General features: G+C 70.2%; 14 protein-coding genes and 1 pseudogene. 8 read left to right on the top strand and 7 right to left on the bottom strand.

Annotated elements, in window-relative coordinates:
• Positions 1-65: 65 nt before the first annotated feature.
• From PH203_RS37850 to PH203_RS37830, 5 genes are all read right to left on the bottom strand, one after another.
• A complete protein-coding gene (locus PH203_RS37850; protein ID WP_289926164.1) occupies positions 66-839 on the bottom strand; it encodes an SDR family NAD(P)-dependent oxidoreductase in 774 nt (257 codons plus the stop codon).
• A 45-nt stretch (positions 840-884) separates the two neighbouring features.
• The gene (locus PH203_RS37845; protein WP_289926222.1) at positions 885-2,981 is read right to left on the bottom strand and encodes an alpha-galactosidase; all 2,097 of its coding nucleotides are present in this window, start codon (positions 2,979-2,981) and stop codon (positions 885-887) included.
• 71 nt (positions 2,982-3,052) lie between these two features.
• The gene (locus PH203_RS37840) at positions 3,053-3,901 is read right to left on the bottom strand and encodes a carbohydrate ABC transporter permease (protein ID WP_289926162.1); all 849 of its coding nucleotides are present in this window, start codon (positions 3,899-3,901) and stop codon (positions 3,053-3,055) included.
• Positions 3,901-4,833, bottom strand: coding sequence for a sugar ABC transporter permease (locus PH203_RS37835; protein WP_289926160.1), 933 nt, complete (start codon positions 4,831-4,833; stop codon positions 3,901-3,903). Before PH203_RS37835 ends, PH203_RS37840 begins: the two co-directional genes overlap by 1 nt.
• 1 nt (position 4,834) lies before the next feature.
• Positions 4,835-6,124: an extracellular solute-binding protein gene (locus PH203_RS37830; protein WP_289926158.1), complete on the bottom strand. Its 1,290-nt coding sequence runs from the start codon at positions 6,122-6,124 to the stop codon at positions 4,835-4,837.
• Positions 6,125-6,687: 563 nt separating this feature from the next.
• On the opposite strand from PH203_RS37830, the gene PH203_RS37825 reads away from it, so the two are divergent.
• Positions 6,688-8,772: an NPCBM/NEW2 domain-containing protein gene (locus tag PH203_RS37825; RefSeq protein WP_289926157.1), complete on the top strand. Its 2,085-nt coding sequence runs from the start codon at positions 6,688-6,690 to the stop codon at positions 8,770-8,772.
• Positions 8,773-8,846: 74 nt separating this feature from the next.
• Positions 8,847-9,808 (top strand): annotated as a pseudogene (locus tag PH203_RS37820) (RICIN domain-containing protein); the annotation flags it as partial.
• 176 nt (positions 9,809-9,984) lie between these two features.
• On the opposite strand, the gene PH203_RS37815 reads toward PH203_RS37820, so the two are convergent.
• Positions 9,985-11,229 carry an MFS transporter gene (locus PH203_RS37815; protein ID WP_289926154.1) on the bottom strand — a complete coding sequence of 415 codons (1,245 nt, stop codon included), beginning with the start codon at positions 11,227-11,229 and terminating at the stop codon, positions 9,985-9,987.
• Positions 11,230-11,563: 334 nt separating this feature from the next.
• On the opposite strand from PH203_RS37815, the gene PH203_RS37810 reads away from it, so the two are divergent.
• The 3 genes from PH203_RS37810 to PH203_RS37800 all read left to right on the top strand — a co-directional run bounded on the left by PH203_RS37810 (position 11,564) and on the right by PH203_RS37800 (position 13,847).
• On the top strand, positions 11,564-12,421 hold the full coding sequence (locus tag PH203_RS37810) for an NAD-dependent epimerase/dehydratase family protein (protein WP_289926151.1): 858 nt from the start codon (positions 11,564-11,566) through the stop codon (positions 12,419-12,421).
• Between the two features lie 167 nt (positions 12,422-12,588).
• Positions 12,589-13,488, top strand: a complete 900-nt coding sequence (locus tag PH203_RS37805; RefSeq protein ID WP_289926149.1) for a LysR substrate-binding domain-containing protein — start codon at positions 12,589-12,591, stop codon at positions 13,486-13,488.
• Between the two features lie 152 nt (positions 13,489-13,640).
• The gene (locus tag PH203_RS37800) at positions 13,641-13,847 is read left to right on the top strand and encodes a hypothetical protein (protein WP_289926148.1); all 207 of its coding nucleotides are present in this window, start codon (positions 13,641-13,643) and stop codon (positions 13,845-13,847) included.
• 57 nt (positions 13,848-13,904) lie between these two features.
• Here the strand turns inward: PH203_RS37800 and PH203_RS37795 are convergent, their stop codons facing one another.
• A complete protein-coding gene (locus PH203_RS37795; protein WP_289926146.1) occupies positions 13,905-14,441 on the bottom strand; it encodes a TetR/AcrR family transcriptional regulator in 537 nt (178 codons plus the stop codon).
• Positions 14,442-14,517: 76 nt separating this feature from the next.
• On the opposite strand from PH203_RS37795, the gene PH203_RS37790 reads away from it, so the two are divergent.
• From PH203_RS37790 to PH203_RS37780, 3 genes are read left to right on the top strand one after another with little or no spacing between them, the layout of a single operon-like run.
• Positions 14,518-15,567: an aldo/keto reductase gene (locus PH203_RS37790; RefSeq protein ID WP_289926144.1), complete on the top strand. Its 1,050-nt coding sequence runs from the start codon at positions 14,518-14,520 to the stop codon at positions 15,565-15,567.
• A complete protein-coding gene (locus tag PH203_RS37785; protein WP_289926142.1) occupies positions 15,564-16,283 on the top strand; it encodes a DUF998 domain-containing protein in 720 nt (239 codons plus the stop codon). The genes PH203_RS37790 and PH203_RS37785 overlap by 4 nt, the downstream gene beginning before the upstream one ends.
• 11 nt (positions 16,284-16,294) lie before the next feature.
• Positions 16,295-17,329, top strand: a complete 1,035-nt coding sequence (locus PH203_RS37780) for an aldehyde reductase (RefSeq protein ID WP_289926139.1) — start codon at positions 16,295-16,297, stop codon at positions 17,327-17,329.
• Positions 17,330-17,366 lie beyond the last annotated feature (37 nt).

The raw sequence follows: 17,366 nt of genomic DNA, 5'->3' as shown, positions 1-17,366 counted from the left end.
CTGGGTCCGGTGCCCGGGGCCCACGAGGGACCGGGCGGGGTTCGTCGGCGGCACGGTGCGGGTGCTCATGCGGAGGCCTTCACGACGCTCCAGCCACCGTCCACGACGAGACTCGTGCCGGTGATGTAGGAGGCCTCGTCGGCGGCGAGGAAGGCGATGGCCGCGGCCACCTCCTCGGGGGTGCCGAAGCGGCGGGCGGCGGTCTCGGCGACGCTGCGCTCGCGCTCGTCCTCGGGCACCCGGTCCCAGGCCGCGGTCAGGATCGGCCCCGGTACGACGGCGTTGACCCGCACCTCGGGCCCGTACTCGACGGCGAGTTGCCCGCACAGGGAGAGCAGGGCCCCCTTCGCGGCGGCGTAGGCGGGGTGACCGGGAATGCCTCGGTGCGCATGGACGGATGAGATCAACACTACCGCGCCGCCCCTGGCCCGCAGATCGGGCAGGACCGCGCGCACACCGAGGAAGCCGCCGGTGAGGTTCACGTCGAGCTGGCGCTGCCAGGAGGGCAGGGTCATCTCGTGGGCGGGCGTGACGTCGACCGTGAACGCGTTGCTGACGAGGATGTCCACCGGTCCGAAGGCGTGGGCGGCTGAGACGACGCGCGCCCAGTCCTCCTCGGCCGCGACGTCGGCAGCGACGAAGCACGCCTGCCCGCCGCCCTGGACGATCCGCTCCGCGGCAGCCGTGCCGCGCTCCTCGGCGATGTCGGTGAGGACGACGGCGGCTCCCTCCGCGGCGAGGCGTGCGGCGGTGGCGGCTCCGATACCGGAGGCCGCTCCGGTGACCACGGCCGTGCGGCCGGTGAAACGGGCGCCGGGCCGTCGTACGGACTGATCCATCGTGGGGTCGGGCTCCTTCGTGGGGGGGGCTGGGGGGCCATGCGGCTATCGGCGGGTCAGGACGGTGAGGTGGGCGTCGTGGCCCGCGCTCCAGCTGAACGCAAGACCGTAGTGCAGCAGGTGGGCGCCGCTGTACTCGGTGCCAGTCTCCTCGTCCGTGTATATGGCGGCCGGGTCAATTCCGCGCAGCCGCAGCCGGGCGGGGCGGCCGGGCACCAGCGGGGCCCCGTCCAGGCGGCCGGTGCTGAAGGCGGCGACCACGACGCGCGGTCCGTCGGCCTCGGAGTACTGCACGCCGCAGGTCGCATCGTCAGGAGTGCCGAGCAGACGGGTCTCGCCGTGGTGGACGACGTCGCGGATCTGTTTGTAGCGGGCGATCCAGTGGGCGGCCTCGGTGCGCCGGTCGGCGTCCCAGGAGCGCAGGTCTGCTCCCACGCCCAGGACGCCGCACATCGCCAGCACGAAGCGGAAGGCGAGCGAGCGGGGGCGCGGGTCGAAGACGCCGGGCGCGTCGGTGACCCAGGAGCTCATGACATGCGGGGCGTGGGCGTGCAGAAAGCCGTACTGGACGGCGAGCCGGTCCAGCGGAGCGGTGTTGTCGCTGGGCCAGACCACATCGGTGCGGGCCAGGGTGGCATGCTCGATGCGTGCGCCGCCACCGGCGCACCCCTCCACGGTGACGTGCGGGTGGCGGGCGCGCAGATGGTCCAGGACCCGCAGGTATCCGGCGACATGTGCGGCGTCCAGGTCGAGGCGGTCGGCGGGGCCGGCTGTGGGCCGGGCCCGCTCGGTGGGCGGCCGGTTCATGTCCCACTTGAGGTACTCGATGGGATGGTCCCCCAGCAGCCGGTCGAGCGTGCCGATCACGAAGTCCTGCACGTCGGCGCGGCCGAGGTCCAGCAGGAGCTGGTTGCGCACCAGTCGGCCGGGGCGGCCGTCCACGCGGTAGACCCAGTCGGGGTGCTCGGCGTACAGACGGCTGCCGGGGCTCACGGCCTCCGGTTCGACCCACAGGCCGAAGCCGAGTCCCAGTGCACGCACAGCGTCCACGAAAGCGCCGAAGCCCTGCGGGAACTTTGCCGGGTCGGGGTGCCAGTCGCCCAGGCCTCCGGTGTCGTCGGCACGGCCCGTGAACCAGCCGTCGTCCACGACGAACAGCTCGGCTCCGATGTCGGCGGCCGCCTTGGCGAGTTCGAGCTGGCCGGCGGCGTCCACGTCGAAGCCGGTGGCCTCCCAGGAGTTGTAGAGGACCTTGCGCGGGCGGTGCAGGCGTTCGCCGCTGAGGTGGCGCTCGTAGCGGTGCCAGACCGTGGACAGCCCGTCGAGTCCGTCCGCGCTGAAGGCGCAGGCGAGGCGGGGCGTGGTCAAGGTGTCGCCGGGTGCGAGGATCACGGCGCCCTCGTGCGGCTGGCGCCCGGCGCGGACGCGGATGGCGCCGCCGGGCTCGGCCTCGGCGGTGATGTGCCAGTTGCCGGGCCACTCCAGGGCGATGCCGTAGGTGGGCGCCGTGTCCTCGGGCAGGGCGGCGTCCTGTACGGCGATCCAGGGGGCGTAGGCGTGGCCGGGGACCGCCTGGGTGCTGCCCATGGTGAACGTGCCGCGCCGCAGGTGGAGTTGGGTGCGGGTGAACTCCTGCGACCACTGTCCGGTCAGGTAGGTGAGGCGGGCTCCGTCGGTGACGGGCACGTTGACGGCGGCCGAGTCGAGGCGTTCCAGGCGCAGTTCGTGCGCGCCGGTGCAGGTGAGCTCCATCCAGCGCAGGATGACGTCGGTGTCGGGCACGGTGGTGTAGCACAGAGTGACGTCCGCGCCGGCGACGTCGTCGGTGAACGTCAGCCGCAGCCCTCGCGCGTCCTGGGTGGCGCCGGCGAAGTGCCACCACAGTCCGCGTTCGCCGTCTGCGTGTCCGACGACGAGGTCGGCACCGGTGAACGGGCGCAGGCCCTGCGGGATGTACTCGGCGGGGGCCGCGTCGGCGGGGGTGACGAAGTGGGTGCGACGGGACCAGTCGAGTGCCGACGGCCCGTGCTCGACGCCGTGCGGTCCCCAGGCGGCGAGTTCGGCCCAGGGGCCGTCTGCAGACAGCCGGACGGTGTAGCTGGTGCGCGGGGTGTGCAGGGTCCAGCGGTCCTGGGAGGTCATGTGGTCGTGCCCGGTCCTGTGGTCGTGCGGGATCGTGCCGTCGTGGCCGGTCGTGCGGGCGGGCGGGGTCGTCATTTCACCGCTCCCAGGTTCAGGCCCGCCACGAAGTGCCGCTGGAAGCGCAGGAAGACGGCGACGGTGGGCGCGGCGGCGATGACGGAGCCGGCGGCGATGACGTTCCACATCGACACGTACTGCCCTTGCAGGCCGATGAGGGCGGCGGTGATCGGCATCTTGGTGTCGCTGCGCAGCACGGTGATCGCCCACAGCAGGTCGTTGAAGATCCAGGTGAAGGACAGCGCGCTGAGCGCGGCGAGCGCGGGGCGGGTCAGGGGGAGGATGATCCGCCAGAAGATCTGCCAGGGGCCGGCGCCGTCCACGACGGCGGCCTGCTGGATCTCGTCGGGGATGGCCCGCATGAAGCCGTGCAGGACGAAGACGTAGAAGCCGACACCGAAGCCGATCTGCACGCCGATGAGGGCGGGCAGCGTGTCGTAGACGCCGAGCATCTCGCTGAGCTTGGAGACGGGGATGAGCAGGATCTGCGGGGGCAGCAGGTTGCCGCCGAGCATCAGCAGCAACAGCGTCCGGCGCAGGGGGACGGCGTAGCGGCTGAGGGCGAACGCCGCCATCGCGGCGAGCGCCAGGGTGATCAGTACGCACGGGACGGTGACGAGCAGGCTGTTGATCAGGGCGCGCTGCTGGCCGCCGTCGACCCAGGCCAGGCGGAAGTTGTCGAGGGTGAAGGAGTGCGGGAGGCTGCCGAGCCCGTGCGCGGCGATGTCGTCGAAGGAGCGCAGGCTGGTGACGAGCACCAGGGCGATGGGCAGCAGCCACAGCAGCGACAGCGCGCCCGCTCCGAGGTGGAAGCCCGCGGTGGCGGCTCGTCGGCGCTTCACGGCAGTCGAGTGGGCGGACATCAGTCGGCCTCCCGGAAGGCGCGCACGAGGTAGGAGCAGATGACGCCGAACGCCAGCGCGAAGATGACGACGGCGAGCGCGGAGCCGTAGCCCAGGCGCAGGGACTGGAAGGCGGTCGAGTACATGTAGGTGCTCAGCAGCTCGGACGAGTGGTAGGGGCCGCCGCGGGTCAGCGACCACACCACGTCGAAGGAGCGCAGCGAGTCGATGACGATGACGGACAGGACGACCGCGTTGACGCTGCGCAGCTGGGGCAGGGTGACGTGGCGGAAGCGCTGCCAGGCGCTCGCGCCGTCGACCTTGGCGGCCTCGTACAGGGCCGGGTCGATGCCCTTGAGGCCGGCGAGGTACAGCACCATCACATAGCCGATCTGGCGCCACAGAGCGGGCACGATGACCGCGTACAGGGCGGTGTCCTGGTCGGCGAGCCAGGCGTGCCGCAGGCTCTCCAGCCCGACGGCGTCGAGGAGTTGGTTGAGGACGCCGTCCGGCTGGTAGATGGCCTGCCACACCAGGGCGGTGGCGACCAGGGAGAACACGACGGGCAGGAAGAGGGCGGCCCGGTAGAAGCCGACCCCGCGTCGCTCCTGCTGGAGGAGCAAGGCCGTGGCGAGGCCCAGCAGGGCCGACAGTCCGCCGAACAGGACCAGCCACAGGACGGTGTCGATCGCCGCGGTCCTGAAGACCTCGTCGCCGGCCATCTCCCGGAAGTTGCCCAGTCCGACGAAGCGCGGCGCGGAGACGCCGTCCCAGGAGGTCAGGGCGAGGTAGAAGCCCTGCAGGGCCGGCCAGAAGACCCACACCGCCTCGGCGAGCAACGGCACCAGGACGAAGGCGAGGACGAGCGGCGGGACCCGGCGGACGGGCCCCCGGCCGCGCCCGCCGCTGGGCGTGACGGCCGGGGCCTGGCGTGCGGGGGTGAGCACGGCCACCTCAGGCGCTCCAGATCTTCTGGGCCTCGCGCTGCCAGTCGGTGAGAATCGACCCGATCGACTTCGGCTTGGCGATGAACTTGGTCAGCGCGGTGTCGGCGGTGGGCTGCAGGGCGTCGCTGGAGTCCCGGTTGAAGAACTGGGTGATCTCGACCGCCTCGTCGATGTGGGCACGGCCCTTCTTCACCAGTGCCGTGCCGGAGTCCTTGGCGTCGGGGTTGCAGGGCAGGACCGTGCCCGAGGAGCCCTTGATGTAGATCTCCTGCGCCTGTGCGGTGGCGAGATAGCCCATCAGCTCGGTGACCCGCTCGGCGCGACCGGTACGCGCGCTGGCGAAGTAGCCGTCGACGGGGGCCTCTTCGGCGAGCGGCACCTTGGGGTCGATGACCGGGAAGCGGAAGAAGTCGATGTCGTCGAGGGCGTCCTTGGGGGCCGCGTCGGCGAAGAAGGTGCCGATCAGCATCATGCCGGTGCGTCCGTTGAGCAGTGCGGTCGTGGCGTCCTGGAAGGCGAGGGCGGTGCCGTCGGGGTCGAAGTACGACAGCAGCTCCGTCCAGCGGTCGAAGACCTTGCGCACCTCGGGGTCGTCGAACCGGTGCTTGCCGGCCAGGAGTTCACGGTGGTACGGGGCACCGTTGATCCGTATGTCGAGGTAGTCGAACCAGGCGGAGGCCACCCAGGGTGTGTTGCCGCCGGCGCCGAGCCCGATCGGCGCCACCCCCTTGGACTTGAGCTTGTCGCACAGGTCGAGGAAGTCGTCCCAGGTCTTGGGCTCGCTCACGCCCCACTTGGCGAAGTTCGACTTCCGATAGAACATGCCCCACCAGTAGTAGGTGGAGGGCACGAACACCTTCTTGCCGGAGCTCGCGGTGCACAGTGTGTTGAGCGCCTTGGAGTAGCGCTTGAGGTCAGGCGAGGAGGCCCACAAATCGTCGAGGTCGAGCAGCAGGTCCTTCTTGGCGTAGGCGTCCGCCACCGAGCCGGGGTACCAGGTGTAGACGTCCGGCGGGTTGGCGGAGGTCAGGTAGGTCGGCAGCTGGGTGCGGAACGTCTCCGCGGCGACCGTGTTGAGGGTGACGCGCCCTGCGTCCTTCTTGCCGTAGGCGGCGACGAGGTCCTCCATGGCCGCCTTGGCCTGCGGCGCGGACAGGTTGGACTGGAGGCTGACCGCGCCCGAGGACGATGACTTCGAGGACGAGGTCGAGGTGACGCAGCCGCTGAGCAGCGCCGCCGTACCGGTGGCGCCGAGCCCGGCGAGGAAGCGTCTGCGGCTGGTGTGCGGGTTCGACATGGTGGGTCTCCCTGAGGGTTCACGCGGCGGGTCCGTGGGGGTTCGGGGCTCGGACGGGCCCGGCGCGGCCAACCAAGATTCGCGTGGCGGTGCAGCCACGTCAAGATAATTACTAATTTATTTTCTCTGGGGCTGAGGGCGGTGGTGGTACCGGGGCCCTCGGCGGTTCGGGGGTGCGGGTTCAGATTCGTGGCCGCGGCAGCATCGGCCGTGGATCGTGGCCCTCGGCCTCCGATGCGGTCTTCGCGGCGTCGAGTTGCGCGCCACTCCCCCGCGTTCGGGGGCGGCGCGGCGACGACTCTGGCAGTCGACCAGAGCCCTGTCAACATTTATTCCTAATTATTATTGCCGGGCGGCCTGGCCGTAGCTCGGAGCCGGAGCGACTCCCTGGCTCAACGCAGACCCCTAATGCTTAATTTAGTAATTAATCTTGACGCGCCCCCACACCCCCTGCAAGATCCTCGCAACCACCCGCAGGCAAGCGGACATCGCCTGGTCCCACATACCCCCGCCGCACAACCGGGACGGTCCGGCACGCCTGATCGGACAACGAAGGATCCGACGTGAAACGACATCTCACCGTCCTGCTGGCCCTGCTGACCACGCTGCTGGTCGTGCAGGCCCCCGCCCACGCCACTCCCCCGCCCGGCGACAGCGCCACCGTATCGACGTCGGCCTCCCCACCGGTCCTGAGCCCGACGCCGTACATGGGCTGGAACACCTACTACGCACTCGGCGGCGACCCGACCGCGGCCGAGATCGAGTCGACCGCCGACTTCCTGGTCAGCAGCGGTCTGCGCGACGCCGGATACAAGTACGTCTGGATCGACGGCAACTGGGCCGCGCCGACCCCACGCAGCGCGGCCGGGGACCTGGTGCCCAACCCCGCCCAGTTCCCCGACGGGCTCGAGCCGCTCGTCGACTACATCCACTCCAAGGGCCTCAAGGCCGGCATCTACACCGACGCCGGCCCCTACATCCCGGGCAAATGCGGGCTGGGCAGCCACGGCTACTACCAGCGCGACGCCGACCAGTTCGCCGCCTGGAAGTTCGACGCCGTCAAGGTGGACTACCTCTGCGGCATCGCCGCCGACCTCGATCCGAAGACCGTCTACACCCAGTTCGCCAAGGCGCTGCGCGACAACGCCAGCGGACGTCCCATGATCTTCAACCTCTGCAACCCCGTCACCTCCCCGGACTGGGGCAACTACCCCGAGGAGCAGCAGTCGACGTACTCCTGGTCCTACGCACCGGCCATCGCCCAGTCCTGGCGCACGTACACGGACGTCGGATTCGTCGGTGAGATCAAGTTCAAGGACGTGCTGCGCAACTACGACGCGAACGCGCGGCATCCCGAGGCGGCCGGCCCGGGACACTTCAACGACCCTGACTACCTGGGCCCCGAACTCGGCATGAGCGACGAGGAGTTCCGCACGCAGATGACGCTCTGGTCGGTCGCGGCCGCGCCGCTGGTGATCGGCAGCGACGTCCGCAATCTCAGCAAGACCTCGCTCGGCATCCTCGCGGACCGTGACGTCCTCGCCGTCAACCAGGACAGCGCCGCACTCCAAGCCGTCCGCGTCGGCCCGGCCGGCACGACGGAGACCTGGGTCAAGCGGCTCGCGAACGGCGACCGGGCCGTGGTGCTGCTCAACCGCGGCGACAGCCCGGCGACCCTGGCCACGAAGGCGTCCTCGGTCGGCCTGAGCGGAAGCCGGTTCACCCTGAAGAACGCCTGGACCAACCAAGTCACCGAGAGCGCCGGCACGATCAGTGCCGCCGTCCCGGCCCACGGCGCGGCCCTCTTCCGCGTCGCCCGGGCCACGGGCAAGCCCGGCCTCCCGCACGTCGTGGCCGGCCTGCCCCAGGTCACGAAGGTCGGCGGCGACACCGTGCCGGCCGGCATCGCCCCCGTCGTCGCCGGCGGTGACCAGGCGCAGGTCGAGGTCGACGTCCGCAACGACAGCCCGCGGCCCGTCTTCGCTTCCCGTGTGGAGCTGGCGGCCCCCACCGGCTGGACCGCTCGCCCGACCGGTACCGCGCCGAACCTGCTGATGCCAGGCCGCTCCGCGACCTTCACCTTCACGGTCACCCTGCCGGACACGGCGGCAGCGGGCAGCGCCACCCTGGCCGCGACCACGTCCTACGAGGCCACCGGCAAGAAGCGTCTACGGCAGGAGACGGCCACCACGCTCGTAGTGGCGCCGGCGCCACCACACGGCGACGTCGCCCTGTCCCACCACGACTGGATCAGTGCCACCAGCGGATGGATGACCCCGACCGTCGACCGCAGTGTCGGCGGCTGGACGCCGATCAGCCTGCTCGGCCAGGAGTACCCCACCGGTATCGGCGTCGCCTCCCCCTCCACCATCCGCTACTACCTCGGCGACCGCTGCACCCGGCTGACGGCCACCGTCGGCATCGACGACGCGGTGCGCAACGTCGGCCCGGAAGGCGGCACCTCGACGTTCCAGGTGCTCGGTGACGGCAAGGTGCTGTTCGACAGCGGTGTCCTCGACCGCGACGGCACCCGTCAGGCCGACGTCGACCTGACCGGGGTCCGCGTCCTGGACCTGGTGGTCGGCGACGCCGGGGACGGAGGCTACAACGACCGCGCGGACTGGGCCGGCTTGAACGCCACCTGCTGAACCCGGACAGGCAGGTTTCGCCCCGCCGGAGCGATCGCGCGGGGCGGAACCTGCCACGGAGGCGAGCAGGACATTCCGCGAGGAAGAGCGACGCGGGCAAGCGTGTCTTCTTCACCGAGTGCTCCGGGACCGACAGCTCCGATCCTGCCTCCACGTTCGCAGACAGTCTGCGCTGGCAGGCGGAGAACCTCGTCGTGCAGAACATGCGCAACGGCGGCGAGACCGTCCTCACCTGGAACCTCGCCCTCGACCAGAACGGCGGCCCGCACCAGGGGCACTGCGCCAACCGCTGCAACGGCGTGGCCGAGATCGCGAACGGCAACGTCAACCGGGGTGCGGAGTATTACTCGCTCGGCCTCATCAGCAAGTTCGTCAAGGCCGGCGCCACCCGGATCGGCTCCACCGGCCAGGACGGCGGGGGATCCAGAACGTCGTCTTCCAGAACCCGGACGGCACGCGCGTCGCCTACGTCGTCAACACCGTCGGGACGCAGCGCTTCTCCATCTCCGACAGCGGTGGCTCCCTCACTTACACCCTGCCGGGCGGCGCGGTCGCAACCTTCGTGTGGAACCGGTCCGGCGGTGGTGACCCGACCGGCCCGATCGACACCAGCGCCTGGTACCGGGTGGCAAGCACCAGCAGCGGTGCCTGCCTGGACGCCACCGACTGGGGCACCGCCAATGGCACCCTGCTCCAGCAGTGGTCGTGCGGCGACGGGGCCAACGAGAAGTGGCAGTTCCGCTCCACCGGTGACGGCTACTACCAGGTGGTCAACCAGCACAACAACAAGTCCTGGGATGTGGACGGCGGCGCCGGCGCAACCGCCGACGGGACCAAGGTGCACCTGTGGGACTACGTCGGCGGCACCAACCAACAGTGGCGTGCCGAGTCCATCGCCTCGGGGCAGTACCGCTTCGTGGCCCGGCACAGCGACAAGTGCCTCGCGGTGGACGGATCTTCCACCGCCAATGGCGCGAAGCCGTCCCAGCGGAGCTGTTCCGGCTCGACGGCCCAGTCCTTCCGTCTGACCAGCTGACGTGACCGTTCAACCCCAAACTGTCGACATCGTTGTTGCCAACGCCGACCTGGAGCGACACATCCGTCATCTGACTGGGCGTGCTGCTGATCGACGTGTGAGGCGACGGGCGCCGTACGTGGAGAAACGCAGAGCTTGGCCCCGTCCCGTGCAAGCGCAGGCACCGCCTGCCGCGGTCAGCCGGCCTCTACCGCCTCCTTGTCACGCAGGGAGGTGAAGGCCCGCAGCACCACGGCGAAGGCGGTGACACCGAGGCCCGTGAGGCAGACGCAGGTCCACCCCGCCCATGTCCACACGAACGACGCCATCGCCGACCCGAGCGCGCCGCCCAGGAAGTAGAAGGTCATGCAGATGCTGTTGAGCCGGTTGCGCGCGGCCGCGTCGATGTCGTAGATGATCCGCTGGTTGAGCACGTGCAGACCCTGCACGCCGATGTCGAGGATCACGATGCCGGCCACGATACCGACCAGGGTCCGGGCGGAGAACAGGAGCACCACGTACGCCAGGGCGATCAGGGCGACGGCGAGCACGGTCGGCATGGGGTGGGTGTGCCGCTTCACGCGGCCGGTGAGGTTTGCGGCCATGGCGCCCGCCGCGCCCAGAAGCCCGAACAGGCCGATGACGGCGGGCGAGTGGTGGAAGGGGGCACGGCTGAGCTGCAGGGCGGCCGTGGACCAGAAGATACTGAAGCCGGCGAAGCCCAGGGCGCCGTCCGCGGAGCGGACGCGGAGCGGACGCGGAGCGCGGGGGTGGCGCGGTAGATGCGGAGGGTGGAGCGCAACACCTCGCCGTACGGGGCGCGGTGCGGGATGTCGACGTCCATGGTGCGCAGGGCGCGGCGCAGGATGACGTTGACGATGCTCATCAGGAAGGCCGCCGCGAGGAACAGCGGGCGCCAGCCGATGTATTCGGTCACCACGCCGGAGATGGTCCGCGCGAGCAGCATGCCGGTGAGCAGGGCCGCTGATGACGGTCGCCACGGCGCGCCCGCGCTGGGCGTCGTCGGCGAGCTGGGCTGCGGCCGGGACGAGCAGCTGGGCCGCGACGTTGGCCAGGCCCAGCACGGCGTAGGCGGCCAGGGCGACGCCGAGGTCGGGGGCCAGGCCCACCATGGTGAGCGCGGCGGCGTCGAGCAGCAGCAGAGCGGTCAGCAGGGATCGGCGCTTGACGATGTCCGCCAGGGGCAGGACGAACACCAGGCCTGCGGCGAAGCCGAGTTGGGTGACGGTGACGATCGCGCCCGCGGCGCCGTCCGAGGTGCCCAGGGATCGTGCGATCACATCCAGGAGTGGCTGGGCGTAGTACAGGTTGGCGGCGATCGCCCCCGTGGCCACGGCCAGCAGCAGGGTCAGCCTTCTCGAAATGCCTGGGTGGACGCGGTTCGGTGTGAGGACAGCCCGCGCTTCGGTGGTGGCAGCCATGGGGCAGCTCCTCGTACGGGAGGCGTTGAACTGATGAGGTGGCCCTCAGCGACGTGGCTGCCCCGGTCTGCCGGGATCTTCGATGGCTCCTGCAGGGTGCTGGGTCCGGGGAAGGGGGCTGTGGCCAGCATCCGGGCACACAAGAGCGGGCGTCCAAGACCTCTTCTGCCTCCGCTGATGCCCACCGGGCATCAGCATGGGCGCCTCCGGTCCACCGGCACACGTGTGATGCCTGACGGGTATCAGAGGCGTCGAAAGAGGTCTTGGACGCAGTGCCATCGTCCGGCGGAGGCTGTGGGGGCAAGACGTTGAGCCACTGACAGGAGCTGAGACCATGAGGGTTTTCCTCACCGGCGGATCCGGATACATCGGCAGGGCCACCATCGGCGCACTGATCCGGCAGGGACACACCGTGCAGGCCCTGGCCCGCAGCGACCGCTCCGCCGAGACCGCCCGTGCCCTCGGCGCGACACCGGTGCGGGGCGGGCTGGGGGACCTCGGCGTGCTGAACGCCGCGGCCGCCCGTGCGGAGGCCGCCGTACACCTGGCGCAGGCCGAGACCGCTGCCGAGGATCTGGAGGCGGCCGGGGCCATGCAGGACGGCATCGGCAGCGGCCCCTACGTGCACACGGGCGGCACCTGGGTCTACGGCGACACCCAGGGCATGGCGGACGAGACCGCCCCGTGGAACCCGCCGCCCCTGGTCGCCTGGCGCAAGTCCGTGGAGGACGCCGTCCTCGAGCGCGCCCAGCGCGGTGGCCGCCCCGTCTTGATACAGCCCGGCCTGCTGTACGGCGGCGAGAACCGTCTCATCGACATCTTCTACACCACCCCGGGCAAGGAGGCCGGCGCCATCCCCTACATCGGCGACGGGACCAACCGGTGGGCGCTGGTGCACGTCGACGACATCGCCGAGTTGTACGTCGCGGCACTCAAGGCGAAGCCGGGTTCGGTGTACGTCGGCGTCGGCGGCGCCAATCCCACCGCCAAGGAGTGCGCCCTGGCACTGAGCCGGGCCGCGGGAATCGAGGGCAAGGTCGCGTCGGTCAGCCTGGAACAGGCCCGTGAACAGATGGGCCCGATCGCCGAGGCCTTCGCTCTCGACCAGCAGTTCACTCCGGCCCGGGCCAGGGAGGAACTGGGCTGGACTCCCGCCCACACCGACCCGCTGGACGTACTCGCCCGTGGCTGAGCACACCTGCGCACCCGCCGGCCGACAGCGTCTGCGGCGGTGCGCGCCCGCCCGGTAGATTGGTGATCGACTGCCATGGCCGTGACGCAGGACGTCCAGGACGGCCATGGTCCACAACGGCCGACCGACCGGGTGTGCCGTGGCGACGGAGCAGGCGGTGAGTCCGGGTGGATCTTGATCTGCGGAAGCTGCGCTATTTCGTGGCCGTGGCGCAGGAACTCCATTTCGGACGGGCCGCGGAGCGGCTGCACATCGCCCAACCGGTGCTGTCCCGACAGATCCGCAGCCTCGAGGACGATCTCGGAGCGGAGGTGTTCGACCGCGGCCGCCGCGGGACGCTGCTCACTGCGGCGGGAGAGCAGCTGCTGGAGGACGCCCTTCCCCTGCTCGCCTCTGCCCAGGCCCTGACGAAGCGTGTGAGATCGGCGGCCCAGGGCACACAGTCGCTGACCATCGGCTTCATGCCCGGCATCACGGTCACCCCGGCCAGGGTCACCTTCACCACGCACCATCCGGACGTGAACGTTCGCCTGTTGCGCACCACTTGGGACGACCAGGTGGAGGTGCTGCTGGACGGCCGGGCCGACGTCAGCATCGTGCGTCTGCCCATTGACCGCGAGGGTCTGCAGATACGTCCGCTCTTCAGGGAGCCCCGCGTCGTCATGGTGCCGACGGGGCATCCCTTGGCCGGCAGGACATCGGTGAGCATCAAGGAACTCGCCGCCGAGCACCTGCTGCAGGATCCCGACGCCGTTCCCGAGTGGCGCGACGTGGCACTGGAACTGCAGGGCGGGCGGCGCCCCGAGGTCCCGGTGATCCACCAGGTGGAGGAGAAGCTCGAACTCGTGGCCGCCGGCGCGGGTGTCTGTGTGCTCCCGCTGTCGACCGCCACCTTCTACACCCGGCCGGACGTGACCCCGCTGCGCGTGGAGGACATCGGCCCCAACGAGGTGGCCCTGGCGTGGGTGGCGGCCCGCCGCTCCCGTCTCATCCACGACTTCGCCCAGGCCGCCGTCGACACCCTCGCCCGGCCCCACACTCAGGAGCCGCAGCCGTCTTCGGACTGAGGCGGCTTCCGTGCGGACCGGAGCCGCGAGACTCCAGCCGCGGGCGGTGCACTTGATGCCGGCACCGCATGGCCTGCGCCCGCTGCGACTTCTACACCCCAGAAGACTCCACGAGAGCCCAGCTCCTCGACGCCAGAGGCAACTTGCGGAAGATGGCCGTCACGATCCCGCTCACCGAGGACGAACAAGCTGCCCTCACCGACGGCCAGACCGCGATCGACCAACTGCTCAACCTGGTGAACGGACTCGCCGATACCCCGACCCCGGCCGGGCCGACACTCCAACAGATCACAGCACCCGGCAGCGCTCAGTTCCTACCGGTCGTCGCCGTCCGTCAGGGCAAAGCAGCGCAAGCTTGACAAATCCGTTTCGACGGAAGGGCCATTCACCTGACGACCCTGTCGCGCGTGCGTCGTTCATCGGTGCGTGCGGAGTCCGTCGAGGATGAGCGCGAGCATGTGGGGTGCCCGGTCCTCGGGGCTGGACGCGGCACGCCACAGTGCGCCGGTCAGCTGAAGGAAGTCCCCTGGGTCGGCGTCGGGGCGGATGCTTCCGTCCTTCTTGCCGGCGTCGAGCAACGCGGTGATCGCGGCGATGACCGGCCCGTAGCTCTGCTCGCTCATCGCCTGGTGCGCGCTGGGGCTGAGCGCGTCGCCGAGGCCGTGCTTCCTGCGCATCGCTTCGACGAGGTCGGTCGTCCAGTGGCGCAGGGCTTCGAGCGGGGGCATCTGGGCGAGCAGCTCGGGCGCGATGCCGACGATGCGCTCCACCTCGTCCTGGTAGACGGCCAGCACCAGCGCTTCGCGGGTGGGGAAGTTGCGGTACAAGGTGCCCGCTCCGACGCCGGCGCGCTGGGCGACCTGGTTCATCGACGTGGCGCTGTCCTCGGCGAACGCCGCACGGGCTGCTTCGAGGATGCGTGCCCGGTTCTCGCGAGCGTCTGAGCGGACCACTGGATCTCCCCTTGCTAAGTGGAGAACTCTCCACTAACGTATTCGGAGAGCTCTCCACTTACTTTAGAGGGGCACCATGCACTACATCAAGCTCGGCACCACCGGCCTCGACGTGTCACCGATCGCGATCGGCGCGATGACCTACGGCGAACCCGACCGCGGGCACCCCGTCTGGTCGAAGGGCGAGAACGAAGCACGCCCGCTGATCAGGCACGCACTGGAAGCGGGGATCAACTTCTTCGACACCGCGAACATGTACTCCAACGGATCCAGCGAGGAGATCCTCGGCCGCGCCCTGAAGGACCTCGCCGACCGCGACGCGGTGGTGATCGCGACCAAGCTGCGCCATCCGATGCGGCTGGGACCCAACGGCCGCGGCCTGTCCCGCAAGGCGATCATGACCGAGGTCGACCACTCCCTGCGCCGCCTGGGAACCGACTACATCGACCTCTACCAGATCCACCGCAACGACCACTCCACACCGTGGGAAGAGACCCTCGAGGCGCTGAGCGACCTCGTGAAGGCCGGCAAGGTCCGTTACCTCGGCGCCTCGTCCATGCACGCCTGGGAGTTCGCCAAGGCTCTGCACCTGCAGAAGCAGAACGGCTGGGCGCGGTTCGTGTCGATGCAGGACCACTACAACCTCCTCGCCCGCGAGGAGGAGCGCGAGATGATCCCGCTGTGCCTGGACGAGGGCGTCGGCACGATCATCTGGTCACCGTTGGCCCGCGGCCGCCTCGCCCGCGCATGGGACGACGCCCGCTCGACGGCGCGCTCCGAGACCGACGGCGCCTACGCGGACCTGCTCTACTCGCCGGCCGAGGAGGCATCCAACAAGGCGATCATCGATGCCGTCGGGAAGGTCGCCGCCGCACACGGCATCACCCGCGCACAGGTCGCGCTCGCCTGGCTCCGACGCCAGCCGGTCGTCACCGCGCCGCTGGTCGGCGCCGGTTCGGTCCGGCAGATCGACGAGGCGGTGGCCTCCCTCGACGTCGAGCTCACCGACGACGAGGTGCGTGCCTTGCAGGCCCCCTACACCCCCCGGTACGACTGGCAGGGCGTCTCGGACGAGGCCGAGATGGAGGCCATCCGCCAGCGTGTGCCCGGCATGGCTCTCGCATGAATCCCATCGTCCGCTCCGGCGCCGCTGCCCGCGCCGGAGCCCTCCTCATCCTTCTCGGTCCGCTCGTGTCCTGGGTCGCCGAGTTCGTCACCGCCGCCGCATGGCAGGACCCGCCGTACTCGCCGCTGTACAACTGGGTCAGCCACCTCGGCCTGACCGGCCCGCCGCAGACCGCGTTCGGACAGGTCGCCAACTCCCCCCTCGGCGCCGTCATGGACACCGGCTGGGTGATCTACGGCACCCTCCTGATCGTCGGCACGTTCCTCATGTTCGACCCGCGCAAGGGCGCCCGCCCGATCACCATCATGATCCTCGCCGTCCTCGCCGGCACCGGCGTCTCGCTCGTCGGCATCTTCCAGGGCTCCAACGCCAACGTCGACAACGGCCTGATCGCGTTCCATACGTTCGGCGCGCAGGGCGTCATGCTCGCCGGCAACCTCATGGCAATCGCCGTCGGAACCGGCGGAACCCGCATCGGCCTCACCAGACGCCGCTCGATCGCGAGCACCGCGCTCGGCACCGCCGGACTGATCGCGTTCCCCCTCTTCATGACTGACGTGTTCACCGGCTGGATGTGGAACATCGGCCTGTTCGAACGCGCCGTCATCTACCCGATCATGATCGGCCACGCCCTCCTGGGAAGCAGCGTGGCCGCAACCCAGCGCCACCGTGCGACGCACCCGATGGCCCCCCTTACCGCACAAGCCAACAGCTGAAGGAGAGACAGATGGCACAGGTACTGGTCACCGGAGGAACCGGCTTCATCGGGAGCTGGTGCATCCAGGCCCTGCTGGAGGCCGGGCACACCGTCCGCACCACGGTCCGCGACCTGCAACGCGAGCCGGCACTGCGGTCCTGGCTGCACGCGGCCACACCGTTCGACGACGACCGTCTCACCGTCGTACGCGCCGATCTCGAACAGCCCGAGGGCTGGGATGCCGCCGTCGCCGGCTGCGAGTTCGTCCTGCACGTCGCCTCGCCGACCCTGCGTCACACGCCGGCCAACGACGACGACCTGGTGGTCCCGGCACGCGAGGGCGTCCTGCGAGTGCTGCGCGCCGCCCGCGACGCCGGTGTCCGCCGGGTCGTCCTGACCAGCGCCTTCGGCGCCGTCGGGATCGGACACCCGCCGCGCTCGACTCCGTTCACCGAGGAGGACTGGACAGACGTCGACAGTGACATCCCGCCCTACCAGCGCTCCAAGACACTCGCCGAACGCGCCGCCTGGCAGTTCATCCAGGACGAAGGCGGCGGTCTGGAACTGGCAGCGGTCCACCCCGTAGGAGTCCTTGGACCCCTGCTCGGCCTGGACGACCCGCCATCCCTGCGTCTGGTCCGCAGAATGCTCGAAGGGCAGGTTCCCGCGTGCCCTCCCTTCGGGATGGGCTTCGTCGACGTCCGCGACGTCGCAGATCTGCACCTGCGCGCGATGACCGATCCGGCAGCCGCCGGCGAACGCTTCCTGGCCATCGCCGGGCACAGCCTGCGCGTCATCGACATCGCACGCATCCTGCACGACCGCCTCGGTGAACGCGCCGCGAAAGCCCCCACCCGTGAACTGCCCGTCTGGGTCGCCCGCACACTGAGCCTCGTGAACCCGGAACTGCGCCTGCTCAAACACCAGCTCGGCCGGGACCTCGACGCCACAAGCACCAAGGCGGAGAAACTCCTCGGATGGCGAGCGCGCCCCATCGACGACACCATCGAGGACACCGCCGAGAGCCTCCTCGCCCATGGCATCGGCGCAAAGACCGGATCGTAGGCGACCGACGCGGCAGTCCTCCGTCGGCCGGATGCGG

Origin of the sequence: Streptomyces sp. S.PB5 (assembly GCF_030403745.1) — a bacterium.
Classification (GTDB): Bacteria; Actinomycetota; Actinomycetes; order Streptomycetales; family Streptomycetaceae; genus Streptomyces.
The sequence above is the reverse complement of the archived record's forward strand: the minus strand, read 5'-3'. Positions and strand labels throughout refer to the sequence as shown.